This window comes from Microbacterium sp. LWH11-1.2, assembly GCF_038397745.1.
In the GTDB taxonomy this organism is placed as follows: domain Bacteria; phylum Actinomycetota; class Actinomycetes; order Actinomycetales; family Microbacteriaceae; genus Microbacterium.
The window spans coordinates 261,835-286,347 of sequence record NZ_CP151636.1 but is presented as its reverse complement, the minus strand read 5'-3'; the positions used below and the strand labels follow the sequence as shown (position 1 = coordinate 286,347).

At 69.3% G+C, this 24,513-nt stretch carries 21 protein-coding genes; 12 read left to right on the top strand and 9 right to left on the bottom strand.

Going from position 1 to position 24,513, the window contains the following annotated elements:
• Positions 1 to 2: 2 nt before the first annotated feature.
• The gene (locus MRBLWH11_RS01330) at positions 3 to 1,994 is read right to left on the bottom strand and encodes a beta-L-arabinofuranosidase domain-containing protein (protein WP_341946417.1); all 1,992 of its coding nucleotides are present in this window, start codon (positions 1,992 to 1,994) and stop codon (positions 3 to 5) included.
• A 209-nt stretch (positions 1,995 to 2,203) separates the two neighbouring features.
• Between MRBLWH11_RS01330 and MRBLWH11_RS01325 the strand changes: the two genes are divergently transcribed.
• From MRBLWH11_RS01325 to MRBLWH11_RS01310, 4 genes are all read left to right on the top strand, one after another.
• Positions 2,204 to 3,541 carry an extracellular solute-binding protein gene (locus MRBLWH11_RS01325; protein WP_116634245.1) on the top strand — a complete coding sequence of 446 codons (1,338 nt, stop codon included), beginning with the start codon at positions 2,204 to 2,206 and terminating at the stop codon, positions 3,539 to 3,541.
• Positions 3,542 to 3,604: 63 nt separating this feature from the next.
• Positions 3,605 to 4,486, top strand: a complete 882-nt coding sequence (locus MRBLWH11_RS01320) for a sugar ABC transporter permease (protein WP_116634246.1) — start codon at positions 3,605 to 3,607, stop codon at positions 4,484 to 4,486.
• 2 nt (positions 4,487 to 4,488) lie between these two features.
• Positions 4,489 to 5,403, top strand: coding sequence for a carbohydrate ABC transporter permease (locus MRBLWH11_RS01315; RefSeq protein WP_116634247.1), 915 nt, complete (start codon positions 4,489 to 4,491; stop codon positions 5,401 to 5,403).
• A 4-nt stretch (positions 5,404 to 5,407) separates the two neighbouring features.
• Complete coding sequence (locus tag MRBLWH11_RS01310; RefSeq protein ID WP_341946416.1) at positions 5,408 to 6,070, top strand: aspartate/glutamate racemase family protein; 663 nt, start codon at positions 5,408 to 5,410, stop codon at positions 6,068 to 6,070.
• Between the two features lie 22 nt (positions 6,071 to 6,092).
• On the opposite strand, the gene MRBLWH11_RS01305 is transcribed toward MRBLWH11_RS01310, so the two are convergent.
• Positions 6,093 to 7,073 carry a sugar-binding domain-containing protein gene (locus MRBLWH11_RS01305; RefSeq protein WP_116634249.1) on the bottom strand — a complete coding sequence of 327 codons (981 nt, stop codon included), beginning with the start codon at positions 7,071 to 7,073 and terminating at the stop codon, positions 6,093 to 6,095.
• Positions 7,074 to 7,228: 155 nt separating this feature from the next.
• Here MRBLWH11_RS01305 and MRBLWH11_RS01300 point away from each other — a divergent pair, with 155 nt between their 5' ends.
• Both MRBLWH11_RS01300 and MRBLWH11_RS01295 read left to right on the top strand, forming a co-directional pair.
• Positions 7,229 to 8,731 carry a DUF4038 domain-containing protein gene (locus MRBLWH11_RS01300; protein WP_341946415.1) on the top strand — a complete coding sequence of 501 codons (1,503 nt, stop codon included), beginning with the start codon at positions 7,229 to 7,231 and terminating at the stop codon, positions 8,729 to 8,731.
• A gap of 3 nt (positions 8,732 to 8,734) precedes the next feature.
• Complete coding sequence (locus MRBLWH11_RS01295; protein WP_341946414.1) at positions 8,735 to 10,828, top strand: beta-galactosidase; 2,094 nt, start codon at positions 8,735 to 8,737, stop codon at positions 10,826 to 10,828.
• 91 nt (positions 10,829 to 10,919) lie between these two features.
• Here MRBLWH11_RS01295 and MRBLWH11_RS01290 read toward each other — a convergent pair whose 3' ends face one another.
• Entirely contained in the window at positions 10,920 to 11,951 is a 1,032-nt protein-coding gene (locus tag MRBLWH11_RS01290; RefSeq protein ID WP_165808002.1) for a LacI family DNA-binding transcriptional regulator, read from the bottom strand.
• Positions 11,952 to 12,118: 167 nt separating this feature from the next.
• On the opposite strand from MRBLWH11_RS01290, the gene MRBLWH11_RS01285 reads away from it, so the two are divergent.
• The 6 genes from MRBLWH11_RS01285 to MRBLWH11_RS01260 all read left to right on the top strand — a co-directional run bounded on the left by MRBLWH11_RS01285 (position 12,119) and on the right by MRBLWH11_RS01260 (position 18,368).
• The gene (locus tag MRBLWH11_RS01285; protein ID WP_341947872.1) at positions 12,119 to 13,303 is read left to right on the top strand and encodes a Gfo/Idh/MocA family oxidoreductase; all 1,185 of its coding nucleotides are present in this window, start codon (positions 12,119 to 12,121) and stop codon (positions 13,301 to 13,303) included.
• Between the two features lie 34 nt (positions 13,304 to 13,337).
• Positions 13,338 to 14,555: an ABC transporter substrate-binding protein gene (locus MRBLWH11_RS01280; protein WP_341946413.1), complete on the top strand. Its 1,218-nt coding sequence runs from the start codon at positions 13,338 to 13,340 to the stop codon at positions 14,553 to 14,555.
• A 167-nt stretch (positions 14,556 to 14,722) separates the two neighbouring features.
• Positions 14,723 to 15,571 (top strand): sugar ABC transporter permease, encoded by an 849-nt coding sequence (locus tag MRBLWH11_RS01275; protein WP_341947871.1) that lies wholly within the window; start codon positions 14,723 to 14,725, stop codon positions 15,569 to 15,571.
• A gap of 12 nt (positions 15,572 to 15,583) precedes the next feature.
• Positions 15,584 to 16,444 carry a carbohydrate ABC transporter permease gene (locus MRBLWH11_RS01270; protein ID WP_116634255.1) on the top strand — a complete coding sequence of 287 codons (861 nt, stop codon included), beginning with the start codon at positions 15,584 to 15,586 and terminating at the stop codon, positions 16,442 to 16,444.
• Positions 16,445 to 16,503: 59 nt separating this feature from the next.
• Entirely contained in the window at positions 16,504 to 17,292 is a 789-nt protein-coding gene (locus MRBLWH11_RS01265; RefSeq protein WP_116634256.1) for a ThuA domain-containing protein, read from the top strand.
• Positions 17,289 to 18,368 carry a Gfo/Idh/MocA family oxidoreductase gene (locus tag MRBLWH11_RS01260; RefSeq protein ID WP_341946412.1) on the top strand — a complete coding sequence of 360 codons (1,080 nt, stop codon included), beginning with the start codon at positions 17,289 to 17,291 and terminating at the stop codon, positions 18,366 to 18,368. Before MRBLWH11_RS01265 ends, MRBLWH11_RS01260 begins: the two co-directional genes overlap by 4 nt.
• Positions 18,369 to 18,485: 117 nt before the next feature.
• Here the strand turns inward: MRBLWH11_RS01260 and MRBLWH11_RS01255 are convergent, their stop codons facing one another.
• Genes MRBLWH11_RS01255 through MRBLWH11_RS01230 form a run of 6 tightly spaced genes read right to left on the bottom strand, consistent with a single transcriptional unit; the run spans position 18,486 to position 24,494 of the window.
• Complete coding sequence (locus tag MRBLWH11_RS01255; protein WP_341946411.1) at positions 18,486 to 19,358, bottom strand: phosphogluconate dehydrogenase C-terminal domain-containing protein; 873 nt, start codon at positions 19,356 to 19,358, stop codon at positions 18,486 to 18,488.
• Positions 19,355 to 20,149, bottom strand: coding sequence for a TIM barrel protein (locus MRBLWH11_RS01250; protein WP_341946410.1), 795 nt, complete (start codon positions 20,147 to 20,149; stop codon positions 19,355 to 19,357). The genes MRBLWH11_RS01255 and MRBLWH11_RS01250 overlap by 4 nt, the downstream gene beginning before the upstream one ends.
• The gene (locus MRBLWH11_RS01245) at positions 20,146 to 20,937 is read right to left on the bottom strand and encodes a triose-phosphate isomerase family protein (RefSeq protein WP_341946409.1); all 792 of its coding nucleotides are present in this window, start codon (positions 20,935 to 20,937) and stop codon (positions 20,146 to 20,148) included. Before MRBLWH11_RS01245 ends, MRBLWH11_RS01250 begins: the two co-directional genes overlap by 4 nt.
• Positions 20,937 to 21,407, bottom strand: coding sequence for a ribose-5-phosphate isomerase (locus MRBLWH11_RS01240; protein WP_116634261.1), 471 nt, complete (start codon positions 21,405 to 21,407; stop codon positions 20,937 to 20,939). The genes MRBLWH11_RS01245 and MRBLWH11_RS01240 overlap by 1 nt, the downstream gene beginning before the upstream one ends.
• Positions 21,400 to 23,139 carry a dihydroxyacetone kinase family protein gene (locus MRBLWH11_RS01235; RefSeq protein WP_341946408.1) on the bottom strand — a complete coding sequence of 580 codons (1,740 nt, stop codon included), beginning with the start codon at positions 23,137 to 23,139 and terminating at the stop codon, positions 21,400 to 21,402. The genes MRBLWH11_RS01240 and MRBLWH11_RS01235 overlap by 8 nt, the downstream gene beginning before the upstream one ends.
• Positions 23,136 to 24,494 (bottom strand): MFS transporter, encoded by a 1,359-nt coding sequence (locus MRBLWH11_RS01230; protein ID WP_341946407.1) that lies wholly within the window; start codon positions 24,492 to 24,494, stop codon positions 23,136 to 23,138. Before MRBLWH11_RS01230 ends, MRBLWH11_RS01235 begins: the two co-directional genes overlap by 4 nt.
• Positions 24,495 to 24,513 lie beyond the last annotated feature (19 nt).

Sequence of the window (24,513 nt, the reverse complement as noted above, 5' to 3'; positions counted from 1 at the left end):
TGTCACCACACCAGGGGGAGCCACACGGACATCTCGCCCGCGCCCCGGTTGCCCCACGTGTAGTACGGCACGAGCCGGGCGGGAGCCGTGGTGACCTCGGCGTCGCCGATCAGGTCGTAGAGCGAGTCCTCCGCCGTGGTCGGCAGCACGGCGATCTCGGTGTCGAGGGCGACGACGCGGTGGCCGTCGATCTCGGTCGGCACCGGGGTCAGTTCGATCCCGCGCCGGAGCGCGGCCTGCTCGAGCACGACGCCGTCGGGCAGATCGGCGCTCTCCAGGGCGTAGACCACCGGCCCGCGTCGCACCGCGACCTGGTTGGCCGTCTCCTCGGCGAGCCGGTGACCCCGCAGGATCCGCACCGGCATCGGCAGCGTCAGCACGACCACGTCGCCCGCTGTCCAGGCGCGGTCGATCCGGGTGTAGGTGCCCGGTGCCGACACCTCGACCTCGACACCGTTGACGGTCGCCGTCGCCCCCTCGCTCCAGCCGGGGATGCGCAGGTGCAGGGGGAGGCCGCCGCCGGATGCCGCGGTCACGGTGAACGTGAGCGTCTCGCTCCAGGGGTAGTCGCTGTCCTCGCGGAGGGCGAGCGACCGGCCGTCGTCCGTCGACACGGTCAGCTCGCTGCCGCCGTACTGGTGCACGTACAGGCCGTCGTCACCGAGGGCGGCGGCGCGCTCATGGAACCGCGCGAGCGTGCGGGCGATGTTCGGCGGGCAGCAGAAGCAGGCGAGATAGCCCTCGCGCAGCCGCTCGTCGGAGGGCGGTGGCGGCGGAGTCGGGTGGATCGCGGTGTCGCCCGGACGGCGCAGCGGATAGGGGAGGTCGCGGACCTGGCGCAGGGCGTTCGTGTAGAAGTACTCGGAGCCGCCCAGGCTGATGCTCGCCAGCAGGCTGTTGTACGCGACCTGCTCGATCACATCCGCGTACTTCGCATCGCCGGTGAGGGCGAGCATCCGCTCGCTCCAGAAGATCATGCCGATGTTGGCGCACGATTCGTTGTGGGCGGTGGTGTGGGGGAGCTGGTAGGCGCGGCCGTACGCCTGGTGCACGCGGCTGATGTCGCGCTGCCACGGGGAGGCGTCCGGCGAGGCGCCGTCGTAGAGGGCGCCGCATCCGCCGGTGATGTAGAGCTTGGTGTCGACCACGTCCTGCCAGAGCCGCTCCAGCACGCCCTCCAGCTCCGCGTCTCCGGTCTCGATCACCAGGTCGGCGAGGCCCGCGTAGAGGTAGTTGGCGCGGACGGCGTGCCCGGCGACGACCGTCTGATCGCGGATCGGCACGCGGTCCTGGTTGTCGTCGCCGCCCTCGAAGTCGTCGCGCACGCGGACGAACGCCTCGGCGAGACGCAGGTAGCGCTCCTCGTGGGTCACCCGGTAGAGCTCGATGACGGCCATGTAGTGCGAGGGGCAGATGGCGCTGCGGGCGAGCTCCAGGGGCTTGTTCGTGGCGAGGTCCTCGAGGAAGCCGGCGGCCTTGCGTGCCGCGTCGAGCAGCGTGTCGGATCCGGTGACCTCGTGGTGCCGCACACCCGCGGTGATCAGGTGGCCGAGGTTGTAGGTCTCGAAGTGGAAACGGTCGGCGAGGGCGGCGACATCGACGTCGTTGCGGTCCGCGATGATGGTCGGAGTGTGGAGGTAGCCGTCGGGGCGCTGCACCGAGGCGATCAGCGCGGCGATGTCCTCGATGCGCCGGGCGAGCTCGTCGTCCGGGTCGGTCTCGAGGCTGGCGATGGCCGCCTCCAGCCACTTGTAGAAGTCGCCGTCCATGAAGGAGGGGCCGAGGTGCTCGCCCTCTTCGAGACCCGCCGCGATGCGGAAGTTCGCCAGTCCCGGGCTCACCGCCGGGTCGCTGAGCGACGACCAGATCTGCGGGACCGTGACGTCACGGGTGCGAGCGTGGATGCCGCCCCAGAAGCCATGGGTCCAGCGGGCGCTCTCCGCGCCGAGCGGCCGCAGAGGGCCCGTTTCGCGCAGAGTCTTCGTCGTCGACATGACGTGTTCCTTCCGAGGCTGCTGCCATCAGTTCCCGCAGTCAGGTCCCACGCCGTGCAAGAGATCACAGGACTGCATGATCATGCATGCTAGCGCGGAATCGGGGTCGATGTGAATATATTTTCAATACTGATTGTTGACACACCGTTGAAACGATTCTATTCTCGTGTCGTACCCGCATCGCCCTGCACTTCGTCAAGGAGGACGTCATGAACATCCACAGCACCCGCGGCCGCAAGTGGCTCGCGCTCGGAATCGTCGTCGCCGCGGCGCTGCCCCTCGCGGCATGCGGCGGCTCCGGTGACAACGGCGGCGGTGGTGGTGGCTCGTCCGACGGCGGCACCGACCCCGAGGCCTTCACGGTCATGACGGCGAACGAGAACACGGTCATCGGCCCGACGCTCGACGCCCTCGCCGCCGACCAGTGCAAGGCCGAGAACGAGGCGCTCCCCATCGAGCACCAGAAGATCGCGCAGGCCGACACCGTGCAGCGCATCACGCTGCTGGCCAGTCAGAACGCCCTCCCGACCCACACGATCGCCGGTACGGCGCTCATCCGCCCCGACGGCGACCTCGGCGCCGCCGGTCTGGTCGGCGACCTGAAGGCGGCGCTGGAGGAGAAGGACGCGTGGGACAACGTGCTCCCCGCCGCGGCATCCACCGTCGAGCAGGTCTACGGCGGCTTCGTCTCGCTGCCGTACCAGTACAACATCGAGGGCATCTTCTACAACAAGCAGATCTTCGAAGAGCTCGGCCTCGAGGAGCCGAAGACCTGGGACGAGCTCGCCGAGGTCTCGCAGGAGCTGCAGGACGCGGGCTACACGGCGATGGCCCAGGCCGGTGCCGCGGGCTTCCCGCTCACGCGTCTGCTGGGCATGTACATCTTCCGCAACGTCGGTCCCGAGGCGATGCAGGCCGTCGCCGACGGAGACGCGAAGCTGACCGACCCGGAGTACGTCGCCGGCGCCGAGGCGCTCGCCGCGTACGCGGAGAAGGGCTACTTCGGCGAGGGCTTCTCGACCCGCGACCCCGATGCCACGTCGAACCTGTTCCTGACCGGCAAGGCCGGCATGGCCTACGACGGCACCTGGCTGCTGAGCGCCATCAACGACCCGGAGCGCAACCAGATCGGCGGCGAGAACGTCGGCTTCATGCCGTTCCCCGCGGTCGACGGCGGCAAGGGCTCGATCGACCAGTACCCGGCGAACGCCGGAGCGCCGATGATCATCGACGCCGGGCAGTTCGGCCCGAAGGTCAAGGACTGGGTCGCCTGCATCTCCGAGAACTACGGCCAGCAGGCCCTCCAGGACACCGGCTCGATCTCGGGCTTCGCGGTGAACGGCGAGGTCAGCGACATCAGCCCGAACACGCTCGACATCCAGGAGCGCATCGCCGGCATCGACGAGACCGTACTGTGGTTCGAGGCCTTGATGGACCCGAAGAGCAACTCGCTCGCGTCCACCAACGGCACCCTCCTCACCACCGGTCAGATGTCTCCGGAGGACTACATGGCGGCGCTGCAGGACAGCATCGACGCCAACCGCTGACCTGAAGCCGACTCCTCGCCGCACAGGTGAGGAGTCGGCTTCTTCCGAGAAAGGACCGAGCGAATGAACTCGATCTTCGGAGATCGCAAGACGATCTTCATCCTCCTCGGCCCCGCCCTTCTGCTGTACACGCTGCTGAAGATCGTGCCGGTGCTGTGGTCGTTCGGCCTGTCGTTCTTCGAGGGGAACACCCTGCGCGGCTTCGACTGGGTCGGCATCGAGAACTTCACGACGTTCTTCACCGACAAGGCCGCGCTGCAGTCCCTCGGCGTCAGCGTGTTCTTCGCCATCGTCGCGACGATCGGCCAGGTCGCCCTCGGATACGGGCTCGCGCTCCTCTACGTCTTCGTGCTGCGCAAGGGCTCGTCCCTCGTGCGCACGATCGTGTTCTTCCCGGCCATCCTCCCCACGGTCGCGGTGGCGCTGCTCTTCAAGAGCTTCGTGGCGGTGGGAGACAACCAGGGGCCGGTCAACGACATCATCAACTTCTTCGGCGGTGAGAGCGTCGAGGTGCTCGCGTCGACGGCGGGCACGATGTCGACGGCGATCGTCATGACGCTCTGGAGCTCGATGGGCTTCTACGCGGTGCTGCTCTACGCCGGCCTGCTCGACATCCCCGAGGAGATCATCGAGTCGGCGCGGCTCGACGGCGCGAACGGCCTGCGACTGGTGAAGAACATCATCCTGCCGCTGTCCCTCCCGATCCTGCTGTCGTCGATCATCTTCAGCCTGAACTCGACGCTCAAGGTCTTCGACAGCCTCCTGGCGCTGAACAACGGCCAGCCCGGCACATCGACGGCCCCGCTGACCCTGTACATGTACCGCACGGCGTTCGAGTACGCCGAGTACGGATACGGCTCGACCATCGCCCTCGTGCTCACGATCCTGTGCCTGGTCTTCACCCTCGCGATCTTCCGATCGCAGCGACGCAAGGCGGAGGTCTGATCATGACGACGCTGCAGACGCAGACACAGCCCACCGTCGCCACCCCCACGGTGCAGCGGCCCCGCCCGGGTCAGGGCCGCCGCGCCGCGATGCGCGCCGTCCGCCGCATCCCGGTCTGGATCCTGGTCGCGCTCCTCATGGTGGTCGTGCTCTATCCGCAGGTCTGGATGCTGCTCGGCTCCTTCAAGACGCAGTCGGAGTTCCTCTCCGACCCCGCGCTCTCACTGCCGAAGACCTGGCAGTTCGACAACTACGTCGCCGCCCTCACGAACGGCGATGTCGCCCGCAACTACCTCAACAGCATCATCGTGACGATCCCGTCGGTCCTGCTGATCGTCTTCATCGGCGTCGCCGCCGGGTACGCGCTCGAGGTCATGATCTGGAAGGGCCGCAACGCGGTCCTGCTCTACGTGCTCGCGGGCATCATGGTGCCGGGGCAGATGATCCTCGTCCCGCTGTTCATCGTCTACTTCCGACTCGGCCTCACGAACACCATGCTGCCGATGATCATCACCTACACCGTGATGGGGCTGCCGCTGACGACGTTCCTCATGGCGACGTACTTCCGTGCCGTCCCGCGGGAGATCTTCGAGGCCGCGACCGTCGACGGATCGGGTCCGCTGCGGTCGTTCTTCCTGATCGGCATGCCGATGATGAAGAACGCCATCCTCACCGTCGGTCTCGTGCAGTTCTTCAGCGTCTGGAACGACCTCCTGATCGCGCTGACGTTCACCACGAAGCCGGAACTCGCGACGATCCAGGTCGGCCTGCTCAGTCTGAGCGACGAGTACGGCTCCACGCAGTACGGTCCGCTGTTCGCGGCCGTGAGCCTCAACATCGTCGTCCTGATGATCGTGTTCCTGGCGCTCAACAAGAAGATCATGGCCGGCATGGCCGGCGGTGCCCTGAAAGGATGATCCGATGACCTCCTCCGCCCCGCGCGTCGCCTTCATCCACACCGGAGCCGTCGTGATCCCGCCCGTCGCCGACCTCGCGCGCGAGCACCTCGCCGGGGCCACGACCGTGAACTACCTCGACGACAAGATCGTCGCCGACCTCGGAGACCCCGAGCGGGCGGCATCCGTGCCGGAGCGCCTGATCGACCTGGCACAGGCGGCGCGCGCCGGCGGGGCGGATGTCGTCATGTTCACGTGCTCGTCGATCTCCCACCTGGCCGGTCCGACGGCGGATGCCGTGGGCATCCCCGTGCTGCGGATCGACGAGGCCATGGCCGACGACGCGGTCGCCGCGGGGGAGCGGATCGCCGTCCTGGCGACTCTCCCGACGACCCTCACCCCGACGCTCGCCCTGCTCCGCGAGCGCGCGGAACTCGCAGGACGCGCACCGGAGTTCGTCAGCGAGGTCGTCGCCGGGGCCTTCGAGGCCGTCGCCGGCGGCGACAGGGCCACGCACGACCGGCTGGTCGGCGCCGCGATCGAGCGTCTGGCGGCGGGTGCCGACGTCGTCGTGCTCGCGCAGGCGTCGATGGCCAGCGCGGCGCAGGGCGTCGACGTGACGGCCCGCGTGCTCACGAGCCTCGACCCCGGCATCCGACGTCTGAGCGAGGCGGTCGCGGCGCTGTAGTCTCGGCGCCCGGCGACGACCGTCAGATCGTCTCGGCGAGGCGCTCGGCCGTGTGCAGGTCGGTCACCAGGGCCGTCACCCAGCCGCCGGCGATCGCGCCCCGGATGGCGTCGAGCTTGCGCTCGCCGCCGGCGATCCCCACGCGCCGCGGGATGCGCAGGAGCTTGTCGACCGGGATGGCGATCACGCGGTCGTCGATCTCGCCGGTCACCGGTGATCCGTCGACACGGAAGACATGGTGGCAGATGTCGCCCACGGCGCCCTCGGCGAGCAGCTGAGCACGCTCGTCATCGGCGAACGCGTTCCCGCTCGTGGACAGCACATCGGATGGGTCGATGCTGCCGATGCCCATGATGGTCATCGTCAGCGACTCCCAGTGGCGCATGGTCTCCTGCATCGACGGGTCCTTGAGCAGGCTGTCGCGCACGGCGGGGTCCGCCACGATGCCCGGGGCCTGCACGTAGACGGGGTCGGCGCCGAGCATCCGCGCGAGCGAGCTGAGCAGTCGGTGCGAGTGGCTCTGCACCTCGGGGGCACCTGTGCCGCCCAGCAGCTGCACGACCTCCGTCGCCCCTCGCGTCGGAAGGGGGCGCATGCGGTCGGTCATCGCGAGCACGGAACGACTCCACGAGGAGACGCCGATCCGGTCGGCGCCCGACAGCGACGCCTCGAGGTAGCCGGCGGCTCCGGCGCCGATGGCGGCGAGCAGCTCGGCCTCGTCGGCATCCGGCTCCACGTCGACGATGACCGCCTCGGAGATCCCGTACCCGAGCTCGAGGCGCTCCTCGAGCTCGGCGTGCACGCCGGGAGCGACCGTGACGATGGTGCGCACGATCCCCGCGGTCTCCGCGCGCTTGAGCAGACGGGAGACCTTGGCCTGGGAGATGCTGAGGGCTGCGGCGATCTCCGACTGGCGGATGCCGCGTTCGTGGTACATTCGCGCCACCTTGGTGAGCAGGCGCAGCTGGCCGTCGACGGGGGCGGCGAAGGGGGTCGACGACACGGTGGTCCTCCTGCTTCAGCGGGAACGGATGGAGATTCGCTGATGAAAGTATATTCTCGCAGATTCGCTTTGAATAGAGATTCATAGAGCAAGGATTATGCAAAACTGGAGATCATCGACGCCCGACGACGGGTGGCCGCCGACGCAGGAGGATGATGATGTTCCCCAGGTACGACACCGTCGAGCTCGCCTTCGAGGGCGCGGATCGTCTGCCGATCGGTGCAGAGCCGCCCTTCTCGGTGCGCCTGCGCAACGGCGGGGATGAGCTCGTGGTCCCCGCGTTCTGGGACGGTGGGACGACGTATCGCGTGCGCATCGGCCCCGAGACCGAGGGCACCTGGACGTGGGAGGTCGAGGGGGCGCGGACCGCGCTCGACCGAACGAGCGGCAGCTTCGACGTCGGGCCGCGCACCGCGCACGGCCCGGTGCGGGTCGCGCACCGCTTCCACTTCGCACACGCCGACGGCACGCCCTACCGCCCGGTGGGGACGACCGCCTACAACTGGCTGCACCAGGAGGAGCCGCTGTTCACGCAGACGGTCGAGGACATCGCCGAGATCGGCTTCAACAAGCTGCGGTTCATGGTCTTCCCGCAGGGCGGCGGCTACATCGAGCACGTTCCCGCGCTGATGCCGTTCGAGAAGATCGAGGGTCGCTGGGACGTCGGCCGCCCGGTGCCGGAGTTCTTCCAGCGCCTCGACCGTGCCGTCGAGATACTCGGCGCGCGCGGCATCCAGGCCGACGTGCTCATCTTCGACGCATACGACCGCGGCCAGTTCGGACTCGACGCGCTGAGCGAGGAGGAGGATGCCGTCTACCTGCGGTACCTCGTCGCGCGGCTGTCGGGGTACGCGCACGTGTGGTGGTCGCTGTGCAACGAGTTCGACCAGCTCGAGCGGGCGGACGATCGGTGGGACCGGGTCGGGGCGCTCCTCGCCTCGGTCGACCCCCACGATCACCTGCGCTCGATCCACAACTGGATCGAGATCTACGACAACAACCAGCCCTGGGTGACCCACGCCTCGATCCAGAACGGATCGGCGACGGAGGACTTCGGTCGAGCCAACCTCTATCGAGAGGTCTGGAAGAAGCCGGTCGTCCTCGACGAGATCAAGTACGAGGGCGATATCCCCGACCGCTGGGGGCACCTCGACGGCCCGGAGCTCGTCCACCGTTTCTGGATCACGACCGTGGCGGGCTGCTATGCCTCGCACGGCGAGAGCTTCCGCACCGAGAGCGGCAGTCTGCACATGGTCGAGGGCGGCGTGCTGCGCGGCGAGTCCCCGGCGCGGATCGCGTTCCTGCGCGGCATCCTCGACGACCTCGTCGTGCCGGGGCTCGATCCGATCGACAAATGGGACGACCCCGCATATGTCGCGGGCTGGCATCGACAGCAGTACGTGCAGTATCTCGGGCGCTCCGCCCCGGCGTCGTGGTCGTTCCGGATCCCGGTCGGGCAGCCCGGCGAGAGCCCGGTAGTCGGCGATGTCTTCGAGGTCGACGTCATCGACACCTGGAGCATGACCGTCACCCCGGTCGGGCGTCGGTTCACGCTCACGGAGGTCACACGCAACGAGGCCTTCGATCGTGCCTCCGCGCCGGTGGATCTGCCCGCGGGGAAGCGGGTCGCACTCCGCATCACCCGCGTCGAGGCCTGAGCGGTGCCCGGGACCACGTCGCGTGGCCGGTCCGCATGGGCGGAGGGCCCGCGGCTCGGCACGGCGTACTACAACGAGTACCTGCCCGACCCTGCCCGGCTGTCGACGGATCTCCGACTCATGGTCGAGGCGGGGATCACCTGCATCCGGGTCGGGGAGTCGGTCTGGTCGACCTGGGAGCCGCGCGACGGGGAGTTCGACCTCGAGTGGCTGGCGCGCGTCCTCGACGGCGCGGCGGAGCACGGGATCGATGTGATCCTCGGCACCCCGACCTACGCCGTGCCGCCGTGGCTCAGTCACCGGCATCCCGAGCTCGCGGTCGTCCGCAAGGACGGGTCTTCCGTGCCGTGGGGCGGCCGGCAGGAGGTGGACTTCGCATCCGAGGTCTTCCGCGGGTACGCCGAGCGTGTGATCCGTGCGGTGCTCGGACGCTACGGCCGGCACCCGGCCGTCATCGGGGTGCAGCTCGATAACGAGGCGGGCCTGCACCTCATCCACAACGCGCACGTGGTCGAGCGCTTCCGCCGCTGGGTCGCGGAGCGGTATCGCGACGTCGAGACCCTCAATCGCGAATGGGGGCTGGCCTACTGGTCGCATCGGATCTCCGCGTGGGACGAGCTGTGGGCTCCGGCAGGCAACACGACCCCGGCGTACGACCTCGCCTGGCGCCGCTTCCAGGCCGAGCTCACCGCCGAGTTCATCGGCTGGCAGGCCGGGATCGCGCGCGAGTACGTCGCGGAAGACACCGTGCTCACCACCTGCATCGCGTACCAGCGGCCGGCCATGGACGACGTCGCCGTCGGCGAGCACCTCGACATCGCCAGCGGCAACGCGTACTACCTCGCGCAGGACTCGCTCGACTACGAGCGCGAGGGTGCCGGCGGCCAGTGGTATGCCGATGACGTGCCGCAGCTGATCCTCAGCGCCGATCGGATGCGCGCGACGAAGCAGGCGTCCTTCCTCGTCACCGAGACCGGCGCGGCGTCGATCGGCGCGGCGTCGCTGACGAGACCTCCCTACGACGGCCAGCTCGCGCAGGCCGCGTGGCTGCTCGTCGCGCGGGGCGCGCGCCTCGTCTCCTCCTGGCACTGGCACACCCTGCATTCGGGCGCGGAGGTGCACTGGGGCGGCATCCTCGGGCACGACCTCCGGCCGGGCCGGGTGTACGACGAGATCGCCGCGATCGGGCGGCAGTTCGCCGCCGCGTCGGAATGGCTGGCGGATGCCGTACCGGATGCCGACATCGGCATCGTGTACGCGCGCGACAGCGAGTGGATGATGACCTTCGAGCCGCCGCTGTCCCCGTCCGGCGGGGCTCCAGACCGCGGGTCCTATGCGCGGATCGTCGGTGCCTTCGGCCGTGCCGCGATCGACGCGGGCCTGCAGGTCGGGTACGTGAACGAGCGGCAGGTGACGGATGCCGCAGAGCTGCTGTCGCGGTATCCGACCCTGATCGTGGCCGGGCTCGTCGCGGCATCCGATCGCACACTCGAGATCCTCGCCGAGTATGCACGGCTCGGCGGTCGTCTCGTCGTCGGTCCGCGCACCGGATACGCCGACGACCAGGGGCGGATGCGGTCGGTCACGGCACCGGCGGTCCTCGGGCCTCTCGCCGGTGTCGCGAATCGCGAGTTCGCGGCGCCCCCGACGCCGGTCCCGCTCGAACGCGACGGCACCGTCGTCGGCGAGGCGCACGGCTGGATCGACGCGCTGGAACCGGGGGAGGCGGAGGTGCTGCTCGGGTACCGGCATCCGCACTACGGTCGATGGGCGGCCGTCACCCGGAGGCCGGTCGGCGAAGGCGAGATCACGGTCGTCGGGACGCTGCCCGATCGAGGCTCTCTCGCAGCCGTGATCGCGGGAGCAGCGGGTGCCGATCCGGCATCCGGTCTCGTCATCGATCGGCCGCTGCCGGTGACGGTGCACTCCCTCAGCGGCGCGCGAGGTCGCGTTTGGGTGCTGCACAACTGGTCCGGCGAGCCCCGGGAGATCCGGCTCTCCCGCGCCGTGGCATCCGTGATCGATGGCGTCGTGCACGCGGTGGGCCACGACGTCGTGCTCGCCCCCTGGGATGTGCGGGTCTGGCGCGAGCTCTGACCTGCTCGGCGAGGTGCAGCGTGGATCAGAATTGCCGGCAGCGGCCCCGTCGCGGATGCGTTTTCTATCCAGCCCGAGACAGAGAGGTCCTTCACCTCGACGAGGTCCGAGGCGGCGCTGCCGCGACCGAGTCGCCCGGCACCATCTCGCAGGGGATGAGCACCGCGGGCAGCTCCGCGTCGGGATTCTCGATGCGGTCGATGATGGTGTCGACCCCGAGGCGTCCCAGCTCGTCGGCCGGTGAGCGCAGGAACGTCAGGGTGGGATCGACCATGTTCGCCATGTGGGCTGAGGAGCCCAGCGAGATGATGGAGAGGTCGTCGGGCACGCGCACCCCGGCCTCCCGCAGGCCGATCACGATGCCCGGTGCCGCGTGCTCGTTCAACAGCAGCAGGGCCGTCGCATCGGGGAGCTCGTCGCGGAACGCGCGTCCGAAGGCCCTGCCCTCGCGCGAGTCCTCCAGGCAGTACCGCACGGTGCCCGTCAGTCCGGCGCTCTCCATGTCGGCGAGGAAGGCGGCGCGCGAGCGCTCGGCGGGCCCGTGCTCCTCGAAGCGGCCGGCGCGGGAGCCGCCCGTCACCAGGCAGAAGTCACGGTGTCCGAGAGCCGCGAGGGTCTCGACGGCCGTCGACACGGTGGCGCCGAAGTCGACGTCGACGTAGGCGAGCCCCTCCGGCTCGGCGGTGCGTCCGATGAGGGCGAACGGCGTGCGGCCCGCGATCAGCGCGGGCACGCGATGGTCGTTCAGCTGGACCTCCATCAGCAGCACGCCGTCGACGAGCCCGGTGTCGGCCAGTGCCATCGCCTCATCGGACTCGTTGCTGATCGGCCAGAGCACGAGCTGGTAGCCGCGCTCGCGCGCGCGGGCGGTGGCGCTCGTGAAGAAGCCTCCGACGGTGCCGCTGAGCGGACGCTGCAGCGCGGGGTACAGCATGCCGATGATCTTCGTGCGTCCCCGGGCCAGCGCGGCTCCGACCGGGTTGCGACGGTACCCGAGCTCCCGCATGGCCTGCTCGACGCGCGCGGTGGTGGCGGAGGAGATCGACTTGGTGCCGTTCACGACGAACGAGACCGTCGCCACCGAGACGTTCGCGCGGGCGGCGACGTCGTGCATGGTGACCATGAGCGTTCCTCTCGAGCGAGGCGACCCCGCGGGGATACGGGTGCGTCCATCATCGCGGATGAATATGTTGACAAGTCCAACATATGTCTGCATACTCGGACAACGGTGAGTTTAAACGCTTAACCGGAACTCTCGTGCGAAGACGAACAGGAGTGGTGATGACAGGGATGTCGGACGGCGACGAGCTCGGAGTCGGCCTCGTCGGCACGTCGTTCATGGGCCGCGTGCATGCACAGGCCTGGACCCTCGCACCGCGTGCCTTCGACCTCGCGCTCACCCCTCGCGTCGTCGCCGTGGCGGGCCAGGATCCGGAGCGGACGACCGCGTTCGCCGCGCGCAACGACATCGCCAGGGCATCCACCGACTGGCGGCAGCTGCTCGACGACCCCCGCGTCGACGTCGTCGACATCTGCGTGCCCGGTGACCTCCATGCGGTCATCGCCGAGGAGGCGCTCGCCGCCGGCAAGCATGTGCTGTGCGAGAAGCCGCTGTCCAACTCGCTCGCCGAGGCCGAATCCATGGTCGCGGCCGCCCGGTCGGCGCGCGAGCGCGGGATCCAGTCGATGGTCGGCTACAGCTACCGCTTCGTGCCGGCGCTCGCGCACGCCAGAGCCCTGGTCGGAGCCGGGCGGCTCGGGACGATCCACCATGTCAGGGCCCAGTACCTGCAGGACTGGATCGTCGACGAGCACTTCCCGCTGGTCTGGCGTCTCGACCGCGAGCGGGCGGGCTCGGGTGCGCTCGGCGACATCGGAGCGCACATCGTCGACGCGGCCGTCTTCGTCACCGGCCAGCGGCTCACCGGGGTGAGCGCACTCACCGAGACGTTCGTGCGAGAGCGCCCGCTTCCGGCGGCGACGGGTGCGCTCGCCGCGACGGCCGGCACCGGATACGGCCGGGTCACCGTCGATGACGCCGCCGTGTTCATCGGGCGCACCGACGGCGGCGCCCTCGCGACCTTCGAGGCGACCCGCTTCGCGGCGGGGCGCAAGAACGCGATGCGGCTCGAGGTCAACGGCTCGCTCGGCTCCGTCTCCTTCGATTTCGAGAGCGCGGACGAGCTGTGGTTCCACGACCACACCGTCGATGCGTCGGAGGCGGGGTTCCGTCGGATCCACATGACGGAACCATCGCATCCGTACGCCGGCGCCTGGTGGCCGGCCGGTCACGGACTCGGCTACGACCACGCGTTCGTGCACGAGGTCGTCGACTTCGTCCGTGCGATCGCGGAAAGACGCACGCCGGAGCCCTCCTTCGAGGACGGCCTCTACGTGCAGCGCGTGCTCGACGCCGTCGAGCGCAGCGCGGCATCCGACGCCGGCTGGACGCCGGTCGACGCGGATCGACCCTGAACCACATCCTGCATCACCCACGAAGGAGTAGACGATGCGCACACGCAAGACACTGATCACGCTGGTGGCGGGAGCCGCCGTCCTGCCACTCGCCCTCGCCGGCTGCGGCGGCGGAGGCTCCGCATCGAGCGGCGACCCCGACACCCTCACCATCCTCGACTACTACAACAACGAGCCGGACAAGACCCTGGTCCAGGACCTGCTCGACCAGTGCGCCGCCGACGTCGACGTGACCATCGAGCGCGAGTCGGTCCCCGGCAAGGACCTCATCCAGAAGGTCCTGCAGCGGTCCTCCTCGAAGACCCTGCCCGACGTGCTCATGCTCGACAACCCCGACGTGCAGGAGATCGCCGCGACCGGCGGGCTCGCGCCGCTGAGCGACTTCGACGTCGACACCTCGGGTTTCGCGCAGGGGATCCTCGATGCCGCCACCTACGACGGCGAGGTCTACGGACTCGCGCCCGTGGTCAACACCCTCGGCCTCTTCTACAACGTCGACCTCTTCGAGCAGGCGGGCCTGGAGCCGCCGACGACCTGGGACGAGCTGAAGTCGACGGCGAAGACCCTGACGAGCGGCGACCAGTACGGCATCGCGTTCTCGGCGATCGCGACCTACGAGGGCAGCTGGCAGTTCCTTCCGTTCATGTGGACCAACGGCGGAGACGAGACGGATCTGCAGAGCCCGGAGAACGCCGAGGCGCTGCAGCTCTGGGTCGACCTCGTCGGCAGCGGGTCCGCCTCCGAGAGCGTGATCAACTGGAGCCAGGGCGACGTGAAGGACCAGTTCGTGGCGGGCAAGGCCGCCATGATGGTGAACGGTCCCTGGAACATCCCGGCCCTCAACGAGACCGACGTGAACTGGGCCTCGGTCCAGGTGCCGGTGAACAAGCCCGGCCAGACCCCCGTGGCGCCCCTCGGCGGCGAGGTGTGGACCGTGCCGCAGACCGGCGACAAGGCGAAGCAGGCCAAGGCGGCCGAGTTCGTCGAGTGCATGGCCGGCGACGACATCGAGCTATCGGCGGCGGAGTCGCGGTTCACGGTCCCGACCAGGACCGACCTGATCCCGGAGTACGTCGAGAAGGTGCCATCGATGGAGGCCTTCGCCGAGCAGGTCGTCAACGCGCGTTCCCGCACGGGACAGCTCGGCGAGGAATGGCCCGAGCAGGCCACGGTCATCTACAACGCGATCCAGCTCGCCCTCACCGGCAAGGCCACCCCGGACGAGGCCTTCGAGCAGGCGGCTCAGGGCTGACCCATCGAGGTCCGCAGGTGCCCCGCGGCCGACCGCGGGGCACCTCGAAGGGAATCGTGATGATGACGACAGCGACATCCGCAGCGCAGGTCCCAGCCGAGACATCCGCGCGGACGCCTCCGCAGCGCCCCGTCCGCCGCTTCCGGCGGGAGGGCCTGGTCAAGGCGATGTTCCTCGCCCCGGCCGCGCTCTACATCCTGCTCTTCTTCGGCTACCCGGTCGTGAAGAACCTGGTGATGAGCTTCCAGGAGTACACGACCAAGACGTTCTTCACGGGGGAGGCCCCGTGGGTGGGGCTCGCGAACTACCTGACCGTCGTGAACAGCGGTCTCTTCTGGCCCGCGATGCTCAACACGGCGCTCTTCACGGTCGGCTCGATCGCGGGGCAGTTCGTGATCGGGCTCGCGCTGGCGGTGTTCTTCCGCCGGAAGTTCCCGCTCAGCGGCTTCCTCCGGGCGATGCTCCTGCTGCCCTGGCTGCTCCCACTCATCGTCGCGAGCGCGACCTGGCGGTCCATCCTCGATCAGGACAGCGGCATCCTCAACGAGTTCCTCACATCGGTGGGGCTCAGCGCCGTGCCGTGGCTGAACAGCCCGGATGTGGCGCTGATCGCGGTCATCCTCGTGAACATCTGGATCGGCATCCCGTTCAACGTGACGATCCTCTACGGCGGTCTCCAGGACATCCCGGAGGAGCTCTACGAGGCGGCATCCCTCGACGGCGCGACCGGTTGGAAGTCGTTCTGGCACATCACGCTGCCGAACCTCCGCCCCGTGATCAACGTGGTGCTCGTGCTCGGCGTGGTCTACACGCTGAAGGTGATCGACATCATCCTCGGGCTGACGAACGGCGGGCCCGCCAACGCGACGCAGACCATCGCCATCCGCTCGTATCAGTCGTCGTTCGTCGACTTCGAATTCGGCGTGGGCGCGGCGTTCAGCAACATCCTCATCCTCATCTCGCTGGTGTTCGCGATCTTCTACCTTCGCGGGAACCGCAAGCAGGTGGACGAGTAGGAAGGCAGAGCAATGACCACCATGGCCATCGTCACCGACGGCGCTGCGAACCGGCGGGCGACCCGGCGCTCCGGGCGCGACATCCTGTTCACCGCGCTCGGCGTCGCGTTCCTCGCGATCATGCTGTTCCCCGTCTACTGGATGTTCAACGCCTCGCTGCAGCCCTCGGGCAACACCCTCACCGCCTCGCTCCTGCCCCTGAACCCCAGCTTCGCGGGGTACGAGAAGGCGTTCGCCGACCAGGGGCCGAATCTCGTGACGAGCCTCATCATCTCGGTGGGGACGGTCGTGTTCAGCCTGGCGATCGCGGCGCCCGCCGCCTACGCGCTCGCGCAGTTCCGCTATCGCTGGATCAACGTCGCCCTGCTCGCCGTGCTGATCGCCCAGATGATCCCCGGGGTGGTGATCGCGAACGCCCTCTACGCCGCGTACAACGACATCGGCATGCTCAACTCGATCCCGGGCCTCATCCTCGCCGACGCGACCCATGCGATCCCGTTCTCGATCATGATCCTGCGGGCGTTCATGATGAGCGTGCCGCCCTCGATCATCGAAGCGGCCCGCGTCGACGGCGCCGGACACCTGCGGGCGTTCTGGTCGATCGTCCTCCCCGTCGCGAAGAACTCGCTCATCACCGCAGGCCTCTTCGCCTTCCTGTTCTCGTGGAGCGACTTCCTCTTCGCGCTGACCCTCACGACCACCGACGACATCACCCCGGTCACGCTCGGCATCTACCAGTACCTCGGCACGCAGGTCGCGAACTGGAGCGCGGTCATGGCGACCGCGGTGCTCTCCTCGATCCCGGCGATCGTGCTGCTCGTCATCGCGCAGCGGTACATCGCGGCCGGTGCCACCGGCGGAGCCGTGAAGTAGCCCCGATGACCGAGACCCCAGGCGATCCCCGCATCCCCAGAGCAGAAAGCAGGAACGAAATGAGCGGCACCACCACGCCCGAGTACCCCATCCGCGTCGTCGTCTGGGGGGAGAACCGGCATGAACAGGTCGAACAGAAGGTGCGCGACATCTACCCGTCCGGCATGCACACGACCATCAAGGAGGGCATCGAGGAGAACCTCGGTGAGCGCGCCGTCGTCACGACGGTCACTCTCGACGATCCGGAGCACGGTCTGACCGAAGAGGTCCTCGCGGCCACGGACGTGCTCGTCTGGTGGGGGCACGCGGCGCACGGGGAGGTCTCGGATGAGGTCGTCGATCGCGTGCAGCGTCACGTGCTCGAGGGGATGGGGCTCCTCGTCCTGCACTCCGGGCACTGGTCGCGCATCTTCGGGCGACTCATGGGCACGACCTGCACCCTCCGCTGGCGGTCCAAGGACGACCGCGAGATCGTGTGGACGGTCGACCCGACGCATCCGATCGCGCGCGGCATCCCGCATCCGTTCCTCATCCCGGCGCAGGAGATGTACGGGGAGTTCTTCGATGTGCCGGCACCGGATGAGCTCGTCTTCCTCTCGACGTTCTCGGGCGGAGAGGTGTTCCGCAGCGGCATGACCTATCGGCGCGGTTTCGGGAAGATCTTCTACTTCAGCCCCGGCGATCAGGACTACCCGGTCTATCACCAGGCCGAGGTGCGGAAGGTGATCGCGAACGGTGTGGAGTGGGCCAAGACGCTGCGTCCGAACCGCGAGATCCCCGTGCTTCTGCGCTACGAGACCGAGGACTTCTACAACGGGCGCGGGTACGAGGGGGCGATGGAGCGATGACGGGCCCGCTGCGCCTGGTGCAGGTCGGCGCCGGCGGCATGGGGCGCGCGTGGCTGCGCACGATCGCCGAGAGCCCGGAGGTCGAGTTGGCGGGTCTCGTCGACCTCGACCTCGACGTCGCCCGCGCCGCGTTGGCGGATGCCGGACTGCACGGTGTCGAGGTGGGCAGGAGCACGGCGGAGGTCGCGGATGCGGTCGGGGCAGATGCCGTCGTGAACGTGACGGTGCCCGAGGCGCACCTCATCGTGAACGAGGAGGCCCTCGGTGCGGGCTACCCCGTGCTCTGCGAGAAGCCGGCGGCGCCGACCGTCGCGGCGGCGATGGTCCAGGCGGGGATGGCCGCGCTGTCGGGCCGACTGCTCATGATCAGCCAGTCTCGGCGCTACTTCGCCGCCCTCAGGGAGCTGCGCCGGCAGGTCGAGGGGCTCGGCGCGATCGGCACGGTCACCACGGAGTTCTTCAAGGCCCCGCACTTCGGCGGCTTCCGCGAGGAGATGCCGCACGTGCTGCTGGTGGACATGGCGATCCACGCCTTCGACGCCGCGCGCTTCGTCATCGGCGCAGAACCCGTCTCGGTGTACTGCGAGGAGTACAACCCGACGTGGAGCTGGTACGCCGGTGCGGCGAACGCCGCCGCGGTGTTCGAGTTCGAGGGCGGCACGCGGTACGTATACAACGGCAGCTGGTGCTCACCCGGGCAGGAGACGTCGTGGAACGGGAGCTGGCGGGTGAGTGCGGCCGGAGGAACCGCGACCTGGGACGGTGCGGGGCATCCGCTCGTGCAGCGACCGGATGCGGGCGAGCCGGTCACGGTAGCGGCGGCTCCGATCCGTGAGGAGATCTCCGGGTCGCTCGAGGCTTTCGTGCACGCGCTCCGCACCGGAGCCGAGCCGGAGAACGGCATCCGAGAGAACCTCCGGAGCCTGGCGATGGTCGAGGCGGCCGTCGCGTCGGCGGAGACCGGCGTCAGGGTGCGGATCGACGACGTCCTGGAGCGGGCGCGGGAGACCGCGATCGCGCAGACTCGCCGAGAGGACGTGCGGGAGTGGCTCCGGGGGGTGCCGGTCGCGCCCTGAGGAGGGCGAGGCGCAGCGTGGATCAGAAGTGCCGCCAGCGGCCCCGTCGCAGATGCGTTCTCGATCCAGCCCGAGACGGGGAAGGGGGACCGCCGGGACAGCGATCCCCCTCGGGCGTCAGCGCTCGATCTTGTCGAGGTGGAGCATCCGCGCGAGGTTCTTGTCGAGCTCGTCGTCGCGGAAGATCTTCTTCCAGTCGTCCTTGATGATGCTCTCGCGGCCGTAGTCCATCGCGATCAGGCACGCGTCGGAGAACGGGTTGTCGCCGCGCAGACCGTTGGCGAGAGCCACCTGCGTGTGGCCGTAGAGGATGCTGCGGGCAGCGGCCTCCGGAACCCCCATGGTGTTGACGGTCTCCTGCAGGGCCTCGTTGAGCAGGTCGCCGATCATGCAGGCGACGGTCTCGACGAGGGTGGGCTCGAGCTGGGCGAGCTGCTTGATCGTGACCCAGTGCACGTCGATGACGGGAGCGTAGATCGCGCGGACGGTCGCCTCGACGATCGCCTTCTTCGCCTCGTCGTCGCTCTCGATCGCCGCGATCGCGTCCTGCGGGGCGGCGATGCCGCCGAACGTGTCGGCCCACTGCTCCGGGGTCTCGCGCTGCAGGAAGATCGACGGGTGGCACGGGTGCGCCACGGCCTGGATCACGTCGTCGCGCGTGGTGAGCAGACCGGCGTACGCGGCGGCGGGGTCGAGCGTCAGCAGGATCGCACCCGAGCGCAGCTGGGGGACGAGGTCCGCGGTGACCGGGCCGAGGGCCAGGTCGGGAACGGCGAGCACCACGATGTCGGCGTCGGCGACGGCCGTGGAGGCGTCGGTGAGCTCGCGCCCGGCGTCGACCGTGCGCTGCTGGCCGGCGGGGGAGTTCTCCACGTACCAGACGGCGTGGTCGGTCTTCACGAGGTTGTTGGACACGCGCATGCCCATCTTGCCGCCGGCGCCGATGACGGCGATCTTGTAGGTGGCGGTGCTCGTCGACGTGTCGGTCATGATGTGCTCCTCAGTTCTTCCAGGGTGAGGCGGGTCCATTCCCGCTCGGTTCGGATGGTGGTCTCGGCGTCGTCCTGCCAGGGCAGCCAGTGCTCGACGATCTCGTTGATGCCGCGCTCGCGCGGCCGGACCGTGGCGAGCAGATGGGCGTAGTCGTGCAGACCGGTTCCCATCGCGCAGCCGGAGTATGTGAAGCCGACCCAGCCCGGCTGGCGGGCGAAGGCGAAGTCCTTCACGTGGATGTTCCTGGTGAGGGCCGCGGTCTGCTCGACGCAGGTCCGCGGGCTCTCCAGCTGGGCGACGACATTGGCCGGGTCGAGGCAGACGCCGAGGTTCGAGCTGCCGACGCGCTCGATGATCCCGAGGAGGTCGGCGGTGGGCACCTGTTCGTACGTCTCGAGGGCGAGGGTCACTCCGGCGGCCTCGTAGGAGCGGATGCTGTCGCGAAGCCAGGACTCCGCCTCGTCGTCCGAGGGGCGGGAATCCGGTCCGTAGAGCATGCTGCGTACGAGCCGGGCGTCGAAGATCGCGGCGAGCTCGAGGAAGCGCTCGAGGTGCGCGGGGACGATGCCCTTCGTGCCGAGCTCGATCGTGAGGCCGAGGTCACGGGCGGCCGCGGCGGCGTCTCGCACCTCGTCGTCGCTCATCTGCTCGAGCGGGGCGTAGTCGCAGATCTGGAAGAGGTCGACGCCCTGGGCGCGGGTGTCCTCGAACGCGCCGACCAGGGGCAGCGGCTCGGGCGCGCGCTCGGAGTGCTGCCAGAAATAGGCGTAGGTGCCGAGGCCGATCACGCCGCACCTCCCGTGGGTCCCTGAGCCTGTCGAAGGGCCGCCAACTCCGCCGCCTCATCGAGCACGGCGACGAGGGCGTCGGGATCGTGGGCGAACCGGCCGAGGAAGACACCGTCGACGTCGTCGCCGAGCGCGGTGAGAAGGCCGGGGCCGGCCGCTCCGCCGTAGATGACGGTGGAGTCCGCGCGATCGGCATCGCCATCGAGCGCGGCGCGCAGGGCGGCCGCGACGACACGGATGTGGGAGTGCGGAGCCGGCTCGGGTGCGCCGATGGCCCAGACGGGCTCGTACGCGACGATCACGGCGCCGGCCGGGGCATCGGCGAGGGCGGCGCGCAGCTGGGCGACGGCGACCTCGGCGGCATCCGCAGGATCCTGATGCGAGGTCTCGCCGATGCACAGGAGAGGGGTGAGGCCTGCGCGCAGGGCGGCGGCGGTCTTCTGTGCCACAATCTCGTCGGTCTCCGCGAACAGCCGGCGGCGCTCGGCGTGCCCGATCTCGGCGATCGTCGCGCCGACGTCGGCGAGCTCGGACGCCGCCACCTCTCCGGTGTAGGCGCCCCCGTCTGCCGCGGCGACGTCCTGTCCGCCGATCCGCACCGGGGTTCCGTCGAAGGCGGCGATCGCCGGGAGCACCTGGAGGAATGTCGGCGTGATGAAGAGCTCGACCGTGGCCGATCGCACGGCCTCGTGCGCGCGGACTCGCGCGGCGACCGCGTCGAACCATGTCGCCGCCTGCTGATGACCGAAGTACATCTTCAGGCTCACACCGACCGTCACCTTCGTCATCAGCAGGATCCGGTGGACTCGTATTCGCCGATGACCGCGACCTTCTCGGCCGAGGCGCTGCTCGGGTCGAAGCGGTAGGTCAGCCACTCGCGCACGAGACGGCGGGCGAGCTCGATGCCGACGACGCGCTGACCCATCGTGAGGATCTGCGCGTCGTTGGAGAGCACGCCGCGCTCGACCGAGAACGAGTCGTGGGCGGTGACGGCGCGGATGCCGGGGACCTTGTTGGCGGCGATCGCGACGCCGAGACCGGTGCCGCAGATCAGGAGGGCGCGGTCGGCCTCGCCCGCAGCGACGAGCTCGGCGGCGGCGATCGCGACGCGCGGATACGCGGTGTGCCCGTCGGCATCCACTCCCACGTCGACGACGCTCGCGACGATGCCGTTCTCCTCGAGGTCCTTCTTGAGGATCTCCTTGTAGTCGAAACCGGCGTCGTCGCTGCCGATCACGAGGCGGAGGGTGTCAGTCATTGCGGTTCCTTTCGAGGTCGGCGAACACGTCGCCGACGGCCGTCACGATCAGCGCGAGCGAGTGCGCGCCGGGGTCGGGGGTTCCCACGCTGTTCTGACCGTGGGTGCGGGCGCGGCCCATGCGGGGGAGCAGGTCGGCCGTGGCGGCGGCCGCGCGCGTGGCGGCATCCGCGGCGGTCCGCCACGCGTCGACGAAGGAGGCTCCTCCGTCGGTCGCAGAGGTGAGGGTGCTGCTGAAGGGGACGAGGGCATCGACGAGCGTCTTGTCGCCGACCTCCGCCTTGCCGTACTCCATCACTCCGCGGGCGCCCGCGGCGACGCCGGTCGCGACCGCGGCGGCATCCGGTCGTCCGGCATCGCCGAGGCGTGCCGCGATCGCGTTCAGGATGACGCCCCACAGTGCGCCGGAGGTGCCACCCGCCCGGTCGGCCCAGGCATCGGCGGCCTGCGAGAGCGTCGTCGCCGCACCCGCCCCCGCCCGAGCGGCGGCCGTGGCGGCGGCGAGGGCCGCGTGCGAGCCGCGCTGCATGCCGATGCCGTGGTCACCGTCGCCGGCGATGGAGTCGATGCGGCCGAACTCCTCGACGTGCTCGTCGACCGTGTCCGCGATGCGCTGCACGGCGGCCTGCACGACGGAGGCGACGGCCACGGACTCCTCGTCGCCGGGTTCGACGGCGACGGCGGCGACGGCATCCGCTTCGACGATCTCAGCGCGCGCGGCGGCGATCACCGAGCCCCGGCGATAGGCGGGGGTGTCGACGGGGGTGTCCCAGAGCTGCTCGAGCTCGTCGTCCAGCCAGAACAGGGTGAGCGAGGTGCCGGCCATGTCGAAGCTCGTGCAGTACTCGCCGACGTGCGGGTCGACCAGGACGAGACCGGCATCCGCGAGCAGCTGCGCGATGCGCCGGTAGACGACGAACATCTCCTCGTACTTGAGCGAACCCAGGCCGTTGAGGATCGGGACGACGCGCGCGCCGGAGGTCTCGACACCCGCGGGAACCTCGTCGAGCAGTCGGCTGACGAGGAGCTCGGCCAGGCCGTCGGCCGACGGGATGTCGGTCTCCTCGATGCCGGGCTCGCCGTGGATGCCGAGGCCGATCGCCATCCGCCCGGCGGGGACCGTGAACAGCGGCTCGGGGGCACCGGGGAGCGTGCATCCGGAGAAGGCGACGCCGAAGGAGCGTGTGCGCTCGTTCGCGAGAGTCGCGACGCGGGTGACGCCGGCGAGGTCGTAGCCGGCCTCGGCGGCGGCGGCCGCGGTGCGGAACACCGTCAGGTCGCCGGCGATGCCACGGCGCTTGTGCTTCTCGTCGACCGAGGCGCTGAAGATGTCATCCGTGACGGTGACCGTCTCGCAGGCGATCCCCTCAGCGCGGAGTTTCTCCTGTGCGGCGTCGAAGTTCAGCACGTCCCCGGCGTAGTTGCCGTAGCTGAGGAAGACTCCCGCACCGCGGTTCGCGGCCTTCGCCACCGTGTGCACCTGCTGGGCGGAGGGCGACGCGAACAGGTTGCCCATCACGGCGCCGTGGGCGAGACCCTGGCCGACGAGTCCGCCGAAGGCAGGGTAGTGGCCGGAGCCGCCGCCGATCACGACGGCGACCTGGCCCTCGGGGACGACCGTGCTGCGTACGACTCCGCCGGGGACCCCGCGCACCGAGCGCTCGTTCGCGGCGATGAAGCCCGCGATCATCTCGTCCGCGAAGTCGGCGGGGTCGTTCCAGAGCCTGGTCATCGCGTCTCCTCCACGGCGGGTGCGGGGGCGGTGGCGCCGGGGAGCACGCGGCTCCGACGGGCGAGGATCACCATCAGCACGGCCGAGAGCAGCATGAACCCGCCGACGATGAACATCGGCACCTGGTAGCCGCCGGTCCAGTCGTGCACGGCGCCGGTGATGTACGGGGCGCTGAAGCCGGCGAGGTTGCCGATCGTGTTGATCAGCGCCACGCCTGCGGCCGCCGCGACGCCGGTGAGGAACTGCGTCGGGAGCGTCCAGAAGTTCGGCAGGGCCGCGAAGATCGCGCAGGCGGTGACCGTGATGACCGCGATGGTCGCCACGGGGGATCCGGTGAACAGCGCCAGCGGGATGGAGACCGCACCGGCGACCGCGGGGATCGCGATGTGCCAGGTCTTCAGGCCGCGCTTGCCGGCGTCACGCGACCAGAAGTACATCACGATGGCGGCGGGGAGGTACGGGATCGCGGTGATGAGGCCCTTCTGCAGCACGTCGAACGTGCCGCCGGTCGCCGTCTGGAAGCCCTCGATGATCGTGGGCAGGAAGAACGCCAGCGCGTAGAGGCCGTAGATGAAGCCGAAGTAGATGAACGACAGCATCCAGACGCGTCCGCTGGAGAAGGCGAAGCGCACGGAGACGTGCTTCTGGCTCGCGGCGGTCGTCTTGCGCTCGGCCTCGAGGGCCGAGGTGAGCCAGGTCTGCTCCTCGAGGGTGAGCCACTTCGCGTCGGAGGGCTTGTCCTTCAGGTAGAACCAGGCGATGACGCCGACGACGATCGCGGGGATCGCGACGCCCATGAACATGAAGCGCCAGCCCTCGAGGCCGAAGAAGACCCCGTGCTGCTGGATGAGGGCTCCGGCGAGCGGGGCGCCGATGACGGTCGTCAGCGGCTGAGCCAGGTAGAAGAGCATGAGGATGCGACCGCGGTACTGCGACGGCACCCAGAGGCTGAGGAAGAGGATCGCGCCCGGGAAGAAGCCGGCCTCGGCGACGCCGAGGAGGAAGCGGAGCACGACGAGCTGCTCGAAGTTCTGCACCCAGGTGAAGAGGAGGGCGACGATGCCCCAGCTGACCATGATGCGGGCGAGCCAGCGGCGCGCCCCGAACTTGTGCAGAGCGAGGTTCGACGGCACCTCCAGCAGGATGTAGCCGATGAAGAAGACCCCCGAGGCGAAGCCGAACTGCGCGGCGCTCAGGGCGAGGTCGTCGTTCATCCCGTTGGGAGAGGCGAATCCGATCGCCGTCCGGTCGAGGTAGTTGATGAAGAACATCAGTGCCACGAACGGTACGAGGCGTATCGAGACCTTGCGGATCGCGGACTTCGCGACAGGCGTTTCGGTCTGGGTGGTGTCCACGGTGACTCCTGTATCGACG

Coding starts and splice junctions, on each gene's coding strand:
- MRBLWH11_RS01330 (WP_341946417.1), bottom strand. CDS start 1,994: ATGTCGACGACGAAGACTCTGCGCGAAACGGGCCCTCTGCGGCCGCTC.
- MRBLWH11_RS01325 (WP_116634245.1), top strand. CDS start 2,204: ATGAACATCCACAGCACCCGCGGCCGCAAGTGGCTCGCGCTCGGAATC.
- MRBLWH11_RS01320 (WP_116634246.1), top strand. CDS start 3,605: ATGAACTCGATCTTCGGAGATCGCAAGACGATCTTCATCCTCCTCGGC.
- MRBLWH11_RS01315 (WP_116634247.1), top strand. CDS start 4,489: ATGACGACGCTGCAGACGCAGACACAGCCCACCGTCGCCACCCCCACG.
- MRBLWH11_RS01310 (WP_341946416.1), top strand. CDS start 5,408: ATGACCTCCTCCGCCCCGCGCGTCGCCTTCATCCACACCGGAGCCGTC.
- MRBLWH11_RS01300 (WP_341946415.1), top strand. CDS start 7,229: ATGATGTTCCCCAGGTACGACACCGTCGAGCTCGCCTTCGAGGGCGCG.
- MRBLWH11_RS01290 (WP_165808002.1), bottom strand. CDS start 11,951: ATGGTCACCATGCACGACGTCGCCGCCCGCGCGAACGTCTCGGTGGCG.
- MRBLWH11_RS01285 (WP_341947872.1), top strand. CDS start 12,119: ATGTCGGACGGCGACGAGCTCGGAGTCGGCCTCGTCGGCACGTCGTTC.
- MRBLWH11_RS01280 (WP_341946413.1), top strand. CDS start 13,338: ATGCGCACACGCAAGACACTGATCACGCTGGTGGCGGGAGCCGCCGTC.
- MRBLWH11_RS01275 (WP_341947871.1), top strand. CDS start 14,723: ATGTTCCTCGCCCCGGCCGCGCTCTACATCCTGCTCTTCTTCGGCTAC.
- MRBLWH11_RS01270 (WP_116634255.1), top strand. CDS start 15,584: ATGACCACCATGGCCATCGTCACCGACGGCGCTGCGAACCGGCGGGCG.
- MRBLWH11_RS01265 (WP_116634256.1), top strand. CDS start 16,504: ATGAGCGGCACCACCACGCCCGAGTACCCCATCCGCGTCGTCGTCTGG.
- MRBLWH11_RS01260 (WP_341946412.1), top strand. CDS start 17,289: ATGACGGGCCCGCTGCGCCTGGTGCAGGTCGGCGCCGGCGGCATGGGG.
- MRBLWH11_RS01255 (WP_341946411.1), bottom strand. CDS start 19,358: ATGACCGACACGTCGACGAGCACCGCCACCTACAAGATCGCCGTCATC.
- MRBLWH11_RS01245 (WP_341946409.1), bottom strand. CDS start 20,937: ATGACGAAGGTGACGGTCGGTGTGAGCCTGAAGATGTACTTCGGTCAT.
- MRBLWH11_RS01240 (WP_116634261.1), bottom strand. CDS start 21,407: ATGACTGACACCCTCCGCCTCGTGATCGGCAGCGACGACGCCGGTTTC.
- MRBLWH11_RS01235 (WP_341946408.1), bottom strand. CDS start 23,139: ATGACCAGGCTCTGGAACGACCCCGCCGACTTCGCGGACGAGATGATC.